Below are 15,657 nucleotides of genomic sequence, written 5' to 3'. Positions count from 1 at the left end.
GAAGTCGGGAGATGTCTGTCAAGACTTCTCGGGAGGTGGCTAAGCGATTACTAGGAGATGGCTGCCGGTGTTTCGGCCAAGCGCTTCTGACGGCGTCCGGCCACGGCTTTGCTGCGAGTGCGGGGATCCAGAAGGGTGATCAAGGCATCGAGAAGGACGTAGCCAAGCAAGCTTGTGGATCCCATGATGAGGACGAAGCCTTGAATGACGGGCACGTCGCCTTTGAGCACACCGTCGAGTGACCAACCGCCCACTCCAGGCCAGGAAAAAACACTTTCGACAATGGCCGCCCCACTAAGAGACGCGGCGAAAAGAAGTACCAAGTAAGTCATGAGTGACCCGCGGATGTCGCTGAGGGCATATCGGAAGACCTGGGCAGGACGCAGTCCGCAGGCCCTCGCGAACTCGATTTGAGGTGATTGGAGCACCTGCAAGAGCCCTGAGCGCACTGTCTTTCCGAACGGGGCGGCGAAGAACAAGCCCATCGTCACGATGGGAAGGACGGCGCGGCCAAGTATGGACGAAAATGTTCCCCACTGGCCGGCAATTATCGCGTCGACAGGGATTGATCCTGTGACGTGCGGCGGAGTGATTTGCGTACTTGAGAGCATCCCGATCGGCGCGGGCGCGATCCGCAGCTGTTGATAGAAAACAAACAACAACACGAGCGCCAGCACGAATTCCGGCATGGCCATAAGGATGGATATCCAGAAGGTGAAGGCCTTGTCGGCAAAGCGCCGGTAGCGATAGGCCGCGAACGTTCCACTCGCCATGCCGATGATCAGGGCCAGGACGAGTCCCGGGACCAAATAGACCAAGGTATTGGGGAGCCGGGTCAGGATTTCACTGGATACCGAACTGCCCGTGAAGAGGGAATGGCCAAGGTCGCCGCTCAGGGTCCTGGACATATAGCCGAGATAGCGGTCCCAGAAGGGCAGGTCCAGTCCAAGTTCCGCGTGGATGCGTGCGACGTCTGCCGGAGTTGCGTATTCACCCAAAAGGGCCACCGCCGGGTCTCCGGGAAGAAGGGATACGAGGCCAAAACTGAGGGTGATGAGGCCACACAGCAGTAAGGCCGCAAGCAGGAGCCTTGAAATGATGTAGCGGATCATGAAGTCTGTCCCTGGGAATTCGTAGTGCCAACGGCGGCGGAATAGGGAACCACAGGCAACGCGGCGGAAATGAGCGATTGCGTGTAGGGGTGCTGCGGGGCGATCAAGACGTCCCGGGTGGGGCCGACTTCGACGATTTTCCCGCGATGCATGACAGCCACCGTGGAACAGAAATGCCGCACGGTTTCGATGTCATGCGAAATGAATACATAGGTGAGGCCCCGGGAAGCCCTGAGTCGCGCGAGGGTACGCAGGATCGAGGCCCGGATGGTCAGGTCCAGCGAGGACGTTGGCTCGTCAAGGACCACCAGACTGGGATTCGTGACCAAGGCGCGTGCGATTCCTACGCGCTGTTGCTGCCCTCCGCTCAGGTTCGCCGGGCGCCGGTCCATGAAATCGGCCGAGAGTCCGACTTCTTCCAAGGTCGCCAGGACCCGCAAGCGCCGCTCGGCACGATCGCCCATCCGGGCGACAATGAGCGGCTCCTCGACGATTTGCCGGATCGTCAGGCGCGGATTCAATGAGGCGAAGGGTTCCTGGAAGACGATCTGCCAATGGCGCCGCTTCCGGCGGAGTTCGCCCCGGCCGAGGGCCAACACGTCCTGCCCCTCGATGACGACCGATCCGGAATCCGGTTCGGTCAGTCTCAGGATGAGTCGGCCAAGCGTCGACTTGCCGGAACCACTTTCGCCGATGATGCCGAGCGTCTCGCCGGCTTCCACGGACAGGGTAATTCCATCCACGGCACGGGCTTCTCCATGGGGAGTGCGGAAAATTTTCGTAAGTTCCACGAGTTCAAGGAGCGGCATCTCACGACCTCCGGGCTTCGGACAATTGGGCCTCCGAGGGGTCCGGCGTTTCCGGTTCGGCCGAGTCCGGGCCACCGGCGCTCTCCGGAACGTATTGCATCTCGTCTTCGGGGCGCACCACGGAGTTGAGCAGGGAGATCGTGTAAGGATGCTGCGGACGGACGAAAACGTCGTCAACGAGTCCTTGTTCCACGATGTTTCCTCGATACATGACAAGGACGCGGTTGCAGTAGGAGGCCACCACCCCGAGGTCATGGGTCACGATCAGCATCGAGCGGCCGCTCCCGACCGTCAGGCGGCGAAGGGTATCCAGGACCTGGCGCTGGACGGTGAGGTCGAGCGCCGTCGTCGGCTCGTCGGCGATCACGAGCTGCGGGTTGAGGTAGAGGGCCATGGCGATGACGACGCGCTGCGCCATGCCGCCGCTCAGTTCGTGCGCGTAGCCGCGCATGACGCGTTCCGGATCGCGGACGCCGGTCGATTCCAACAGCTGCAATGCGCGGCTGCGCTCGGAGGCATCCACCTTCACTCCGTGCGCCTTGGCGATATGGGCAAACTGCTTTTCGATGCGGGTCACCGGGTTGAGGGCGCTGAACGGATTCTGGGCGATGAATCCGATCTCCTTGCCCCTGATTCGACGCATTTCCCTTTCGGGCAGGTCCAGCAGGCTGCGTCCGGAGAAGTCAATGTTGCCCGCAGACACCTTGCCCGGCGGCATCAACAGCTTCGTGATGGAACGGACCACAGTCGATTTGCCAGAGCCGGATTCGCCGACGATCCCGACAATCTCGTTGTCCTGCACCTCAAAGGAAACGCCATGCAACGCCCGGACCACACCCCGGGGAGTATGGAACTCGGCTTCGAGTTCCCGGACTTGGAGGGTCTTGTTCATCGGGTGTGCTCCACTCGTTCCATCTTGTCCTCAATGGCACCGGCGATGATGTTGAGCGAGCCGATGACCAGGAGGAGGGCCAGCGCCGGAAAGGCGACTGCCCACCACTGACCCCGGATGAGCATGCTCACGCCGTCTTCGATCATCGCGCCCCAACTTGGCTGGGGCGGCTTGACCCCGACGCCGAGGAAGTTCAAGGCGGCAATCGTGCTCAGGGCGCCGGCCGTGGTCAGCGTGGCCTGCACGAGGATCACACCGTAGGCGTTCCTGAAGATGTGGTTGAAGGCAACGCGGATGGGCGAGCACCCGATGGCCACCGCTGCCTCTACGTACCGTGACGAGCGGAGCGAAATCGCCGCAGCGCGGGACAAGCGGACAAAGCGCGGAGCCGCAACAAGGGCGATGGCGAGGATGACGTCGGTGGCTCCGCCGCCCATGAGCTGGATGGACACCACGGCAATCACGATGATGGGGAGGGCTGCGAAGGCGTCGACTACGCGCATTATCGCCTCGCCCGCCACGCCGGTAGTAGCGAAGAGGCCCAATGGAACGCCGATGACAAGGGCAATGGCCGTCGCCGCCAGCGAAATGGGAAGGTCGAGCCTCGCCGATTCAATCGTCCGGGAGAACACATCCATGCCGTTGCCGTCCGTGCCGAACCAATGAACGGAGTTGGGAGCCAGGGCCATGGATTCCACGTCCGGTTGCAGCGGGTTTTGGGGAAGGTGGAGAAAAATCGCCGCAAGCGGGAGCGCCACAATGATCCCCGCGGCGACGACGGCGAGGACCATCCCTGATCGCTTGTACGCCCAGGCCCTGCCTTGCTTGGCCCAGCTCGACGCACGTCCGCCCAGGGACGTCACCGGAGTCCGGGACTCGGCTGTCGTAGTTTCACTCAATTGGCACTCGATCCGGTTGACGGGTGTAGGTGAAGGCCTTCTTTTGACTGGCGCATCCAGGGCTCCAGCCACTCGACATCATGCCGAGAATTTGCATATCGAAGTTTCATCACTTTATTGAAGTCTTTGATTGTGTGTCAATGGTCACTGTTGACAGGATCATCAAGCGTCTTCATTATGGTGACAACGCCAACAGTAAGATGAAGACGGATGGCAAACTTGGTGTGAAGCCGAGCCACTGATCTGTTTTCCGAACACGTTTTGGAGACAACAATGACCAATCTGAGCGAATCCGCAACTGTGACCGACACCAAGGAACCCGCCTTCGAGCCCAGCGTTCGCTACCTGCTCCGTGACGGCGAACTGGTGGAATACGCAGATGCCAAGCTCCATGTCCTGAGCACCACGTTGAAGTACGGCGTCGGCGTCTTCGAAGGGTTCCGCGCCTATTGGAGTGATGAGGACCAGCAGCTCTACGCCTTCCGGGTGGCCGACCACATGCGCCGCTTGATTGACTCGATGCGGGTAGTGGAAATCGACGGGCCGCGCGACATTGGCGTCTTGAGTGAACAATTGCTCGGTCTGGTGCGTGCGAACGGGCTGCGCGGGAACCTCCACATGCGCGCACAAGTATTCGTCGACTCGAGCGATGGCAAGCCGGAGGACACCGGTCCCGTTAGCGTCTTCATGGCGGCCATCCCCATGGGCAACTATTTCGGGGCCAGCGGACTGGATGTTCAGATCAGCAGTTGGGCCCGTTTGTCCGATCGCTCCATGCCGCCCCGGGTCAAATCGATCGCCAATTACCAAAACGGACGCCTTGCCATGCTGGAGGCCCGGCGCAACGGGTACGACGCAGCCCTTCTGTTGACCGAGGACGGCCACGTTGCCGAAGGTGCCGGCTACAACGTGTTCATGGTCCGCCAAGGCCGGTTGTGCACTCCCCCGGCAACGGACAGCATCCTGGAGGGGATCACCCGGGACAGCGTCCTGCATCTGGCACGCAACGTCCTCGGCGTCGAGGTCGACATCCGGGCGATCGACCGGACGGAACTCTACTCGGCCGACGAAATCTTCGTGTGCGGCAGCGCCGCCGAAATCAACCATGTCTCGTCCGTGGACCGCACGCCGATCGGCGACGGTAGTGCCGGCGAACTCACCCGGAAACTGCAGCACGCCTACCGGCAGGCCGTCGTCGGACGCGCAGCCGCCGATCAAAAGTGGGCACAGCCCGTCTACCCCACCGCATAGCTTCATCCACCGCCTCAAACGAAAGGGGCACCATGCTGAACATGCTCCACGCAAGCCATGAATCGGCGGCGGGATCCTTTGACCGCGACGCCGCCCCCGTGATTGAAGTCGGCCAGGGCGAGCAGTTCTCCCTCGGGGCCAGGAGCCTGCTGACCGGCGGCCTTTTCGAGAGCACCGGGGAGTACGAGAAATTGTCCATCCCCGTGACCGGGCCGGTCGCGGTGCGAGGCGTCAACCCCGGGGACACGCTCCGCATTGACGTCCACGAGATCCGGATAGCGGACCGGGGTGCCATGGTCACGCTTCCCGGGCGCGGCGGTTTCACCGGCGGACTGGGGCGGTCCGGCCGGGTTGTCGACATTGCGGACGGGAGTGTCCGGTTCGACGACGACATCCGGATTCCCATCCGCCCGATGATCGGCAAGATCGGTGTTGCACCTGCGGAGGATAATCCCAACTCCAGCACCGTCGGATCGCACGGCGGCAACATGGACTGCAAGGACGTCACCGCCGGTTCCGCCGTGATCCTGCCCGTGCAGAGCGCCAACGCTTTGCTCTATGCCGGCGACCTTCATGCGGTACAGGGCGACGGCGAGTGCTCCCTTACCGCCGTCGAGGTCGAGGGCAGCGTTGTCCTCTCCTGCCACGTCTTGCCCGGGGTCGCCGTCAAACGGCCGGTGGTCTTGTCCGGGGGTTCCGTCATCACGATCGGCGACGGGGAGACGCTCGACGACGCCGCGCGGCTGGCGCTCGACGACATGCTCGAACTCCTGCAGGCGGACCGGAAGTGGACGCGTGAGAAGACAGCGATGCTGATGAGCGCAGCCGCAGATGTTTCCGTGTCCCAGCTCGTCAATGCACGCGCCTCGGTCAAAGTCTCCCTCGCCGCCAGCTACTTCACGTCCGCTCCGTTTTCCCTGAACGCTCACCACTCCTGAACCGTTACCAACTTTGAAAGGCGCGACCCCCTGATGCTTGATCTCGTTCTCTCCAACGGCCTGGTCGTTACCCCGTCCGGCGCCAAAACCCTGGACATCGGCATTGCGGGGGGAAAGATTGTGTCCCTCCGCGAGACCGGCCTCGGCCCCACCGAGGTAGGAATACGTACAGTCGATCTCCGGGGCCAATTGGTTGTCCCCGGCGGCGTGGATCCGCATGTCCACACCAACTCCGTCCTCCCGACGGCGGCCGAAAGTGGAATCAAGTGTTTTGGCCCCGACCGGGTGAGCGAAGGTGCCATCTACGGCGGCACCACCACCCTGGTGGACTTCGCGCACTGGCAGCCCGGCGATGAGCTCTCGGAGTCCTTCGCCCGCAAATCGGCGGAGTGGGCCGGGTCGAGCTACACCGATTACGCCCTGCACGGCACGTTCAAGGAGCCGGAAATTCCGTTCGAAGTACTTGAACAGATTCCCGACGCCGTCGCGGCCGGCCATGGAAGCTACAAGGTCTGGATGACCAACACCACCCCGACGCGCCCCAAGCAGAAGACGGACCTCGGCAATATGTGGGGGCTCATGCAACAAACCGCCCAGGCCGGGGCGATGCTGGCGGTGCACGCCGAGGACGACGACATCGTCATGTACGCCTACAAGCAATTGCAGCGCGAAGGCAGGATCGGGCTGGAGAACATGCACCACGCCCATAACAACCTCTCGGAAAAGTTGTCCTTCCAGCGGGTCATCACGCTCGCCGAGCACGTCGGAGCGCCCATCTACCTCATGCACGTCAGCGCCCGCGAGGGCGTGGACGCCATCCGCGAGGCACGCGGCCGGGGTCAGGCGGTCTACGGCGAGATCCTCCCGCACTACGCGTACTTCACGGCCGAGGACTACAAACAGAAGAACGGCGCGATCTATCACACCTACCCGTCGTTGAAATCGGAGACCGACCGCGATTCCATGTGGGAATCGCTGCTCGAGGGCTCGCTCAGCACCCTGGCGACAGACGGAGTGTGCACCGACCTCGAAGTGAAGACCCGCGGCAAGACCATTCTTGACGCCACCGGCGGCCATGCCGGCGTCGAGATGCGCATGGCTGTCGCGTACACCGAAGGGGTGGCCAAACGCGGGCTTGATCTGAACCGCTTTGTTGACATCACCTCCGCCAACGCGGCGAAGATCCTCGGACTGTACCCGCAGAAGGGCGTGATCGCGGTGGGCAGTGATGCCGACTTGGCGGTCCTGGACACCACAGTGAAGCGGGCCATCCACGCCGAAGACCTGCACGAGGCCGACTACACGCCGTGGGACGGTTACGAAGTGGCGGCTTGGCCCAGCATGACGGTCCTCCGAGGGCAGGTCATGGTTGAAAACCGGGAACTGAAGGCGGAAGCCGGCGGCTCGCTGCTCAAGCAGCATGTCTCGAGCGACGTCCGGAACCGGCCGGCCTGCTGACATCCAGCGCCCGACGGCGGCAGCTCACCCGAGCGCCCGACGGCGGCGGCCCGCCGTCGTCGGGAACTCACCTCCGAGAGAGGTACTGGCAGGGACTCCCTGCCGTGCCGAGCTATCCCTAGTGTTGACGGCAAAGCTGGATCTTGTTTCACGACGCAGGGATTCACAACTCGGAGGGACGAACGATGGAAAAGCGCACCTTGGGCACCCATGGCTTGGAGGTCTCCGCCGTCGGGCTGGGCTGCATGAGCATGACCGGTGGGTACAGCGACAAGCCGGACCGGCAGGAAATGATCTCGCTGATCCGCGCCGCAGTGGATCGGGGCGTGACCTTCTTCGACACTGCCGAAATTTATGGCCCGTACGCCAACGAAGAGCTCGTCGGCGAAGCCCTCGCCCCGTACAAGGGCCAAGTAGTTATCGCTACCAAGTTCGGTTGGGACATCGATGCCGCCGAACGCAAGCCGAGCGGGCGCGTGAGCAGCCGCCCCGAGGTCATCAAGGACGTCGTGGACGGTTCATTGCGCCGTCTCGGCGTCGACGCGATCGACCTTTACTACCAGCACCGGGTGGATCCCGACGTTCCCATCGAAGACGTCGCGGGTGCGGTCAAGGAGCTGATCGAGGCCGGCAAGGTGAAGCACTTCGGTATGTCCGAAGCGTCTGCGGGAACAATCCGACGGGCGCATGCCGTCCAGCCCGTCAGCGCCGTCCAAAGCGAATACTCCCTCTGGTGGCGCCGGCCCGAGGAGGAAGTGCTGGCCGCGTGCGAGGAACTGGGCATTGGTTTTGTCCCCTATAGCCCTCTCGGCAAGGGCTTCCTGACCGGAACCATTACTGCGGACACCAGCTTCGATGCGGGCAACGACATCCGCAGCACCATCCCCCGGTTCGCGCCGGAAGCGCTGCAGCACAATGCCGCCGTCGTCGAACTGCTTGCGAACATCGCGGAACGCAAGGGGGCCACGCCCGGCCAGATCGCCTTGGCCTGGCTCCTGGCCCAGAAGCCCTGGATCGTCCCGATTCCCGGCACCCGAAAACTGCACCGCCTGGAGGAAAACATCGGTGCCGCCGCCGTCGAACTGTCCGCTGCGGAACTGGGCGAGATCGAGGACGCTGCCTCCAAGATCCAGGTGCAGGGCGGCCGCTACAGCGACGCGGCAGAACGGATGACCAACCTTTAGGTGTTCGCGCGGTGCCACGCTCCCGGATCCTGTGAGCCAGGCGGAATTGTCACAGTTCAGGCACAGCACAGGTAAAGAGGCGCCAAAGTGTGGGGTTCGAGGATGGGATACAGCTTCGAACCCCTCGGAGTTGAACCTCTAAGGAGCAACATCGTGAACAAAGTCCGGAAAATCGCAGTGGGCGCCGCACTCATTGGCGCGGTCGCAGGCGGCGGAGCCCTCACCGCCATGGCCCTGCCCGCGAACGCAGCAACCACCGACACGTCGACCGCCAGCCCGTCTGCGCCCGCCACGAACGGCGGCAACCACGGAAACGAAACGGACCTGACGGGTGACACCGCCACCAAGGTGAAGGCCGCTGTCCTGGCCGCCAACTCCGGCGCCACGGTGGAGAACATGACCACCGAAGACGACGGCAGCGCCGCCTACGAAGCCCACATCACCAAGTCCGACGGCACGCACGCCACCGTCAAACTCGACGCCAGCTTCAAGGTCACCGCAACCGAAACCGGCGGCCCGGGCGGCGGGAAGGGCGGCCACGGCAACCACGGAAACGAAACCGACCTCACGGGTGACACCGCCACCAAGGTGAAGACCGCTGTCCTGGCCGCCAACTCCGGCGCCACGGTGGAGAACATGACCACCGAAGACGACGGCAGCGCCGCCTACGAAGCCCACATCACCAAGTCCGACGGCACGCATGCCACCGTCAAACTCGACGCCAGCTTCAAGGTCACCGCCACCGAAACCGGCGGCCCCGGCCACTAACCCCAAACCGACCGAGGACTGTGGGCGGATACGGTACCCTGCCGCATCCGCCCACTTGTTCGTTCCCGCTCCGGCCGCGCAGCCCGGGTCCGCTCGCCGGCGTCGATCTCCGACTGAGCGCGGTGAGGGTAGGACCGCCAGTCCTAGGAAAAGCAGGGAGCGGCTCAGCTGCTGACATCGTCTTCCGGAGCGTTTAGCGTCTTTAACAGAACCTTGAACGACGGCGGTTCCGCCTTTGAGTATTCGGGTTTCTTCCAGCCGCTAACTGATTCACCAGTTCAGGGCTCCGCGCTTAGATGAGAAGAAGATGACAATGGAATTTTCGTTGATGATGGCTTGCGCAGTCATCAGCATCGTGAACAACGACAGCCGCAGTGCTTTGCCTGGGGCGCCTGTTGTGCCGGCACGCCCGGCCGGACGCCTGAGGCTGACCCGGCTGCGGGGTTGGATCGCGACCGCTTTACACCGTGCCGCATGGTGCATCGAGCCCCGGGTGCAGCCTGTCTTGGAGACGTGCCGGTGAGGTGCGCGGAAGGGTGTCCGAATGTCAGGCAGAGTCCTGCGGTCCGAACGTTAGCGCGTTCCACTCCCGGATCTCGCTGGGAACCGCAAGTCCTTCAAGAACGAAGGGATCGCCTGCAATGAACTCCTCCGCCCTTTCCCTGCTGGTGAAGATGCCCATCGAACCGTTCACGGCGGGATTGTCGAAGGTCCCGATACCGATCAGGCCGCCCTCAGCGGCGAAGGCCTGAAAGTATGCGGCGTGACGGGGGTAGACGGCTTGGAGCCCCGGAAACGCCGAAGGATCCGAGCTGTAGAAAACGACGAATTGCATTGTTTGCCTTAGCTGTTGGATTCGGTGCTGTCGAGTTCGGCGAGGGTCTGGCCCAGGCGCGGGAGCACGTGGTTGCGCCATCCGCCGCTCATGATGCGGTGCGATGCCACGTGCGTCGGTTCGCTGGGATCGAAGCCGTCGTGGACGAGGGACAGGCGAGTGCCCGTGTCCTCAGCGGCAATTGACCAGGTCACTGTGCTGTCGAGGTTGTTTCCGGAGTGTGCGTCCCGCCATGAAATCCGCAGCACCTTCTCCGTTTCCACGTCAAGGACTTCGCTGGCCACCAAGCCGCTGAAACCCACTGCCGGAACGGGAATCCCGCGCATGTGGAACTTGTGCCCCACGATCGCCTGGAAGTCATTTTCCATCAACCAGCGGGCGATCAGCTCCGGTTCCGTCAGGGCCCGCCAAATCGTGGCAGGCGCATGCGGCAGGAATTCTTCGACCTCGATGGTTGTCAGTTGTTCACTCATCAGTTGTCCTCTATCTTGTTCGTGACCATGCTAAATTCCGCGGGAGCCATCGGCCGGGCGATCAAATAACCCTGCGCAGTGTCGCAGCCCAGGTCCCGCAGAATGTTCAATTGCTCCTGGCGTTCCACTCCTTCGGCGGTGACCCGGACCCCCATGGCGTTGACCGTTTGAATCAGCCCTCGGACAATGATCGCAGTGTGCGGATCGCTATCTATGTCCCTGATGAACGCTTTGTCGATTTTCAGCGTAGTCAGCGGAAGGACCCGAAGCATGGCCAAGGACGAATAGGCGCTCCCGTAATCGTCCAAGGCGACGCCAAGGCCCATATCCATCAGTTCACGCAGCTGCGATGCCACCGAGGGGACGTCCACTATCGCTGTCCCCTCGGTGATCTCGATTTCCAGCATTCGGGCAGGAATTCCGTGCCGGTTCACGGCTGCCTGGATCTCGGACGGAAGCGTCCCGCCCGCGAACTGGACCGGGGAGACGTTCACGGCGATGTTCCGTGGTGTGCCCGCGTCAATCCAGGAGCGGGACTGGGCGCAGGCCTCGTCCAGTACCCAAGCCCCGATCCTATGGATATCCCCGGTGTGTTCTGCGAGCGGGATGAACTCATCCGGAGCGATCGGACCGATCTCCGGATCGTTCCAACGCAAGAGCGCTTCGACGCCGGCGTCCTCCCCGGTCGCAAGATCCAGGACTGGCTGGTAGTGGAGAGTCAGGGCCGAATCCTCAACGGCAGAGGAAAGCCGACGCCGGATGTGCGCCTGGCGCGCGAATGGAGCCGGTTCCTGGCACGGGCCGATGCGGCCGATGCGCCGCTTGCCCTCTTGCTTGGCCCGGAGCATCGCACCGTCGGCGTGCCGGAGCAGGACTTCGGGACCGGCGAGCATGTCCTCCGCGATGATGTCGACTCCGAGCGCCAGGCCGATGGTCGCACTGATATGCAGTTCGCACCCATCGAGCAGGAAAGACCCTTCGAGGCTGTCCAGGATGCGGGTCGCGACCGCAAAAGCGGCGTCCTCGTCGACGTCGGCGAGGAGGACAGCGAACTCGTCGCCGCCCAGGCGCATCAGGGATCCGCGGCTTCCGACGCTGCGTGCCAGGCGCCGGGCGAACTCGGTGAGCGCGGCGTCACCGGTGCGGTGGCCGTAGGTGTCGTTGACGGACTTGAAGTCGTCAAGGTCGATGAACAGCATGCCGACGCCGGGCAGTCCCGCGCTAGCACCGATGTCAGGGCAATGCTCTTCGAGCATCCTCCGGTTGGGCAACCCTGTCAGCGGGTCGTGAAGCGAGGCGTGGCGGAACTGCGCGGAAACGGCGGCGAAGATGTCCGATACCGTGACAATCCGGGGGCCCGTGGCGCTCAGAACCAACAGATCCTGGTACCGCTCGTACTCCGGCCGCTCCAGGACGGCTTGCGCGGCGGACTGCAGGTCAAGCTCGGCAGCCATGGACGAGCCCGCTGCAGGCAAGAGTTCCGAAGCCGTCCGTCTCGTATTCAGTGCCCGCCCGTAACCGAGCCGGCCGGTCAGCTTGAACTCCAGGTGGTCCCGGGTGAGCAGACCGAACGATTCTCCCTGTTCCACCACGACTGCCCTCAATCCGCGGTCATTCCGGAACATGGCGTCAATCTCCGTGGCCGACACGGTAGATGGCACAACGAGGGCCGCCACCCCCAGGTCCCCTAAACAGGACGGGAGCGGACGCAAGAGGGAAGGTACGGGGCTACCGCCTTTCGAACACACGATCTTCTTCTTACCACCCGGACATGAACCTGCTTGACGGACTCTTGTTTAACGACAGTCAGCGATATATCGTTAAGTATCGCAGAACAAACTGCGGCCCTCCGGGGCACCTGCACAACACCGAAAGGACGATGCCGTTATGAAAGGCATTCACGACAACAAGCACACAGATTGCGGTCCGGACATGGAACGCTTCGGACGCGGCCGGAGCCGTCGCGGACCCCACGGTCACGGAGGATTCGGACCCGGCCGCGGGTTTGGGCCGGGGCGCGGTTTCGGACCGGGATTCGGGCCGGGGATTGGACCAGGCTTTGGTCCCGGCGGCCCGCGCCGGGCCAATAAGGGCGACGTTCGTTTCGCGATCCTCTCCCTGCTGGCCGAAGCGCCATCCAATGGATATGGCCTCATCAAGACAATTGCCGAGAAGACATCCGGATCGTGGCGCCCCAGCCCGGGTTCGGTCTATCCGACGCTGCAGCAGCTCGTTGACGAGGAGCTCATTGCACCCGTCGGCGAAGGCCGGCGGACAGAGTTCACACTGACCGATGCCGGTAAGGCATATGTAGCGGAGCATTCCGAGGAGCTGGAAAATGCGTGGAACACCGATCCGGAGGGATCAGGACCCGCGTTTCACCAGAGCGTCGCAAAGCTCATGGGGGTCATCCACCAATTCCGCTTCGCCGCAACAGACGAGCAGCGCACGGCGGCCATGGAAAAGATCGACGAAGCCCGGCGAGCGCTCTACCACATCCTCGCCGACTAGCACCGATTGGGCTGCCAGGATGGCAGATCACGGCAGTGTCCGGACTGCGGACTGCCGTCAGATGCCCTCTCGGCGCCCAGCCGCGGTGGATGTGACGCCGTGCCGTGTCCAGGACCAGACCTGCGGGCCGGCAGTCAGGCTCCCGGAGAAGTATCCGATATTGAGGCAACTCGGACTGCTTCCCGCGGTCCACCGTTGAAAGATTGCCGTGTAGCGGGCCTCGCTTCCTTCGACGTGGATTTGAAGATTGTGAAAAACATGGACACTTCGAAGGTGGACAGGCGGCGCCAGAACCCGGTAGAGCTCCTTGAGGTCAGCTGGCGCATCGGACGGAAAGGCGCCGTTGAGCGAGGTTGGAGTCCCCCCGAGGAGCTCCAAAAATGCGTCCTCGTCTCCTCCATCGAGTGCGGCGCAGAACGACGCAAGGCAGTTCTCGACGTGGTGTCGGACCGTCGCTTCGTGATGTGCACCCAACTCCATGCCGTACATCCGGCCGCGCGCGGGAGGCGCGAAAATGCCGAGGTCCGTCGAAACGGGACTTGACTGGGCGGCCTTGCGGACCGGATGCGCCGACAGGCCGCTTACGCTCGTGTGCATCGTACGGCGAGACCCACGGGCCGGGCCATCATGCCTTCACCTGGAGGTCGCGAACCGGCAGGGCCAGTCCGTGGTCGAAGGCAAACAGCGGTACGCCGGTGTCTCCGGGAACGTCCGGTCGCGACGTCCTGACACCGTCCATGGAAGCGGGGATCTCGAAGGGAAGCCTCCCCCGGGCCGGGATGACGCCGGTGATTGCATCAACGAATGCCTTGTCCGAGACTCCGAAGGTGCCGGTCAGGGCGGCTGCGATGTCGACGAGGGGGGTCAGGATCGCGGGGCGGTCCAGCGCGACATCGATGATCAGGGGGACCTTTTGGGCGAGTGTGCGCAGGCGGTGGATGAGTCCTGGGGGAAATTCCAGCGATCCGGCATGGAACCACGCTTCGAGGAAAAGATCATCGCGATGATCCCAGGGAGCGTGGAGCCGGACGATGGCCACATCGGCTGATTCTGGATCAGTGACAGGGGTGGCGAATCCCTCCAGACTGGCAGGGTTCATCCCTTCCAGATAGATGTTCAGTCCCGGGCGCATGGGGAGGGACTGGCCGTTCCCGGTGGATTGATTGGTCAGGATTGTCACCGACTGGGCCTGTGCGTTGTGCCCTTCCTGCTGGAACCGCGGGTTCCCGACTGTTTCGGCGGCGGCATCCTCGTCCACGTAGGGGTTGTCGAAGAGTCCCAATCGGAACTTCACCAGCAAGAGCCTTCGGACCGACTCGTCGAGACGCCCTTCATCGACGAGCCCTTCCCGGACAAGATCGATGAGCAGCCCGGTGCATTCCTCCCCGCCGAACTGGTCGACGCCGGCGTTGAGGATCTTGAGCATGCGTTGCGGTGCCGTGAGGTGCTCCACGCCCCAGGCACGCGCGGGCAGTACCTGATCCCCCACGATGTTGTCGTTGACGAGTTCCCAGTCGCTGAGGACCACGCCGTCGTAGCCGAGCTTTTCCCTGAGGAGGCCCGTGATGATTTGCTTGTTGTATCCGAAGCCCACTTCTTCGACGGGTTCGCCGTCGATTTCGAGGCCCACCGGCATGCCGTAATAGGGCATGATCGCGCTGGTGTTGTGGGCGATCGCGGTCTTGAACGGTTCCAGGTGTTCCCCGAAACGGCCGCCGGTGTATGTCTGTTCGCGGCCGTAGGGGAAGTGAGCGTCCTCGCCGTCTTTCTGCGGTCCTCCGCCGGGAAAGTGCTTGGTGGTGCATGCAACAGAGTCCGCGGAAAGTTTTCCGCCTTGGAGCCCTTCGAGATAGGCCGTCGCGAAGTCCGAAGTCCGTTGCCAGTCCTGTCCAAAGGTTCCGGCCTGCCGCGCCCATCGCGGTTCCGTGGAGAGGTCGACGGTCGGGTGCAGCGCGGCCCGAATGCCGACGGCGGTGTATTCCTGCCGCGCTATGTCGGCGAAGCGCCGGATTAGCGCCCGGTCACCCGTGGCGGCCAGTCCGATTGGTTCGGGCCATTGCGAGAAATGGTTGGCTTTGAAGGACACGCCGGAGTTTTCGATGAAGGCGTGGCGGGGGTCCGTGGAGATGGTGACCGGGATACCGTGGGGGTTTCCTTCCGCGAGCTTCTGGAGAGCGTTGCTCCAGCGCGCGGCTTCCCTCGGAGTTCCGAGGGCATGAACGTTGAAGTGGTTCATTTTCTTGTCGAGGATCACGACGCTCGTGGCGGATTTGCTGATGTTGCCTGGCCGTTCAAGGAGTGTGCCTTCGGGGCCGGTCTCGATCACTGTGTGGAACATGAGGCCGGCCTTCTCTTCGAGGCTGAGCCTTGGTATCAGGTCCGCCACGCGCTCTTCAGCGCTGAGGTGCGGGTTCTCGAAGGGGTCCATGACCCCGTTGCCGTTCAGGTCCCGGAACTTTGTTCCGTCAGGGGCGGTGAGGGTCTGCAGGCCGGTGGTGGGAATCATAAGTTGATGGCTTTCTGTTGA

At 63.0% G+C, this 15,657-nt stretch carries 15 protein-coding genes; 6 read left to right on the top strand and 9 right to left on the bottom strand.

What is annotated here, in order from left to right:
- Positions 1-50: 50 nt before the first annotated feature.
- The 4 genes from QRN45_RS04410 to QRN45_RS04395 all read right to left on the bottom strand — a co-directional run bounded on the left by QRN45_RS04410 (position 51) and on the right by QRN45_RS04395 (position 3,712).
- Positions 51-1,112, bottom strand: coding sequence for an ABC transporter permease (locus tag QRN45_RS04410; RefSeq protein ID WP_241708054.1), 1,062 nt, complete (start codon positions 1,110-1,112; stop codon positions 51-53).
- Positions 1,109-1,855, bottom strand: a complete 747-nt coding sequence (locus QRN45_RS04405; protein ID WP_264637439.1) for an ATP-binding cassette domain-containing protein — start codon at positions 1,853-1,855, stop codon at positions 1,109-1,111. The genes QRN45_RS04410 and QRN45_RS04405 overlap by 4 nt, the downstream gene beginning before the upstream one ends.
- A 67-nt stretch (positions 1,856-1,922) precedes the next feature.
- The gene (locus QRN45_RS04400) at positions 1,923-2,813 is read right to left on the bottom strand and encodes an ABC transporter ATP-binding protein (RefSeq protein WP_241708052.1); all 891 of its coding nucleotides are present in this window, start codon (positions 2,811-2,813) and stop codon (positions 1,923-1,925) included.
- A complete protein-coding gene (locus QRN45_RS04395; protein ID WP_241708051.1) occupies positions 2,810-3,712 on the bottom strand; it encodes an ABC transporter permease in 903 nt (300 codons plus the stop codon). Before QRN45_RS04395 ends, QRN45_RS04400 begins: the two co-directional genes overlap by 4 nt.
- Positions 3,713-3,985: 273 nt before the next feature.
- On the opposite strand from QRN45_RS04395, the gene QRN45_RS04390 reads away from it, so the two are divergent.
- The 5 genes from QRN45_RS04390 (at position 3,986) to QRN45_RS04370 (ending at position 9,311) form a co-directional block, all read left to right on the top strand.
- Positions 3,986-4,963: a branched-chain amino acid transaminase gene (locus QRN45_RS04390; protein WP_284762513.1), complete on the top strand. Its 978-nt coding sequence runs from the start codon at positions 3,986-3,988 to the stop codon at positions 4,961-4,963.
- A 32-nt stretch (positions 4,964-4,995) separates the two neighbouring features.
- Entirely contained in the window at positions 4,996-5,901 is a 906-nt protein-coding gene (locus QRN45_RS04385) for an acetamidase/formamidase family protein (protein WP_241708049.1), read from the top strand.
- A 33-nt stretch (positions 5,902-5,934) separates the two neighbouring features.
- Entirely contained in the window at positions 5,935-7,359 is a 1,425-nt protein-coding gene (locus tag QRN45_RS04380; protein ID WP_241708048.1) for an amidohydrolase family protein, read from the top strand.
- Between the two features lie 185 nt (positions 7,360-7,544).
- The gene (locus tag QRN45_RS04375) at positions 7,545-8,543 is read left to right on the top strand and encodes an aldo/keto reductase (RefSeq protein WP_241708047.1); all 999 of its coding nucleotides are present in this window, start codon (positions 7,545-7,547) and stop codon (positions 8,541-8,543) included.
- Between the two features lie 153 nt (positions 8,544-8,696).
- Positions 8,697-9,311, top strand: coding sequence for a PepSY domain-containing protein (locus QRN45_RS04370; RefSeq protein ID WP_241708046.1), 615 nt, complete (start codon positions 8,697-8,699; stop codon positions 9,309-9,311).
- A 547-nt stretch (positions 9,312-9,858) separates the two neighbouring features.
- On the opposite strand, the gene QRN45_RS04365 is transcribed toward QRN45_RS04370, so the two are convergent.
- The 3 genes from QRN45_RS04365 to QRN45_RS04355 are packed head-to-tail and all read right to left on the bottom strand — an operon-like array spanning position 9,859 to position 12,244.
- A complete protein-coding gene (locus QRN45_RS04365) occupies positions 9,859-10,146 on the bottom strand; it encodes a YciI family protein (protein ID WP_241708045.1) in 288 nt (95 codons plus the stop codon).
- An 8-nt stretch (positions 10,147-10,154) separates the two neighbouring features.
- On the bottom strand, positions 10,155-10,619 hold the full coding sequence (locus QRN45_RS04360) for an SRPBCC family protein (protein ID WP_241708044.1): 465 nt from the start codon (positions 10,617-10,619) through the stop codon (positions 10,155-10,157).
- Positions 10,619-12,244, bottom strand: coding sequence for a putative bifunctional diguanylate cyclase/phosphodiesterase (locus QRN45_RS04355; protein WP_241708043.1), 1,626 nt, complete (start codon positions 12,242-12,244; stop codon positions 10,619-10,621). The genes QRN45_RS04360 and QRN45_RS04355 overlap by 1 nt, the downstream gene beginning before the upstream one ends.
- A gap of 262 nt (positions 12,245-12,506) precedes the next feature.
- Here QRN45_RS04355 and QRN45_RS04350 point away from each other — a divergent pair, with 262 nt between their 5' ends.
- Positions 12,507-13,130, top strand: a complete 624-nt coding sequence (locus QRN45_RS04350) for a PadR family transcriptional regulator (RefSeq protein ID WP_241708042.1) — start codon at positions 12,507-12,509, stop codon at positions 13,128-13,130.
- Between the two features lie 57 nt (positions 13,131-13,187).
- On the opposite strand, the gene QRN45_RS04345 is transcribed toward QRN45_RS04350, so the two are convergent.
- Together QRN45_RS04345 and QRN45_RS04340 are read right to left on the bottom strand one after the other, a co-directional pair.
- On the bottom strand, positions 13,188-13,727 hold the full coding sequence (locus QRN45_RS04345; protein ID WP_241708041.1) for a hypothetical protein: 540 nt from the start codon (positions 13,725-13,727) through the stop codon (positions 13,188-13,190).
- 28 nt (positions 13,728-13,755) lie between these two features.
- Positions 13,756-15,636 (bottom strand): glycoside hydrolase family 3 protein, encoded by a 1,881-nt coding sequence (locus tag QRN45_RS04340; protein ID WP_241708040.1) that lies wholly within the window; start codon positions 15,634-15,636, stop codon positions 13,756-13,758.
- Positions 15,637-15,657: the final 21 nt, after the last annotated feature.

The organism is Arthrobacter sp. efr-133-R2A-63, from assembly GCF_030209795.1.
In the GTDB taxonomy this organism is placed as follows: domain Bacteria; phylum Actinomycetota; class Actinomycetes; order Actinomycetales; family Micrococcaceae; genus Arthrobacter; species Arthrobacter bambusae_A.
Note: the sequence above shows the minus strand (reverse complement) of the source record. Positions and strands in the feature narration are given on the sequence as shown.

What these genes read in the sequence shown, in the direction of transcription:
- QRN45_RS04340 (WP_241708040.1), bottom strand. Translation starts at nt 15,636, where the DNA reads ATGATTCCCACCACCGGCCTGCAGACCCTCACCGCCCCTGACGGAACA.
- QRN45_RS04345 (WP_241708041.1), bottom strand. Translation starts at nt 13,727, where the DNA reads ATGCACACGAGCGTAAGCGGCCTGTCGGCGCATCCGGTCCGCAAGGCC.
- QRN45_RS04400 (WP_241708052.1), bottom strand. Translation starts at nt 2,813, where the DNA reads ATGAACAAGACCCTCCAAGTCCGGGAACTCGAAGCCGAGTTCCATACT.
- QRN45_RS04365 (WP_241708045.1), bottom strand. Translation starts at nt 10,146, where the DNA reads ATGCAATTCGTCGTTTTCTACAGCTCGGATCCTTCGGCGTTTCCGGGG.
- QRN45_RS04360 (WP_241708044.1), bottom strand. Translation starts at nt 10,619, where the DNA reads ATGAGTGAACAACTGACAACCATCGAGGTCGAAGAATTCCTGCCGCAT.
- QRN45_RS04385 (WP_241708049.1), top strand. Translation starts at nt 4,996, where the DNA reads ATGCTGAACATGCTCCACGCAAGCCATGAATCGGCGGCGGGATCCTTT.
- QRN45_RS04355 (WP_241708043.1), bottom strand. Translation starts at nt 12,244, where the DNA reads ATGTTCCGGAATGACCGCGGATTGAGGGCAGTCGTGGTGGAACAGGGA.
- QRN45_RS04390 (WP_284762513.1), top strand. Translation starts at nt 3,986, where the DNA reads ATGACCAATCTGAGCGAATCCGCAACTGTGACCGACACCAAGGAACCC.
- QRN45_RS04375 (WP_241708047.1), top strand. Translation starts at nt 7,545, where the DNA reads ATGGAAAAGCGCACCTTGGGCACCCATGGCTTGGAGGTCTCCGCCGTC.
- QRN45_RS04350 (WP_241708042.1), top strand. Translation starts at nt 12,507, where the DNA reads ATGAAAGGCATTCACGACAACAAGCACACAGATTGCGGTCCGGACATG.
- QRN45_RS04410 (WP_241708054.1), bottom strand. Translation starts at nt 1,112, where the DNA reads ATGATCCGCTACATCATTTCAAGGCTCCTGCTTGCGGCCTTACTGCTG.
- QRN45_RS04380 (WP_241708048.1), top strand. Translation starts at nt 5,935, where the DNA reads ATGCTTGATCTCGTTCTCTCCAACGGCCTGGTCGTTACCCCGTCCGGC.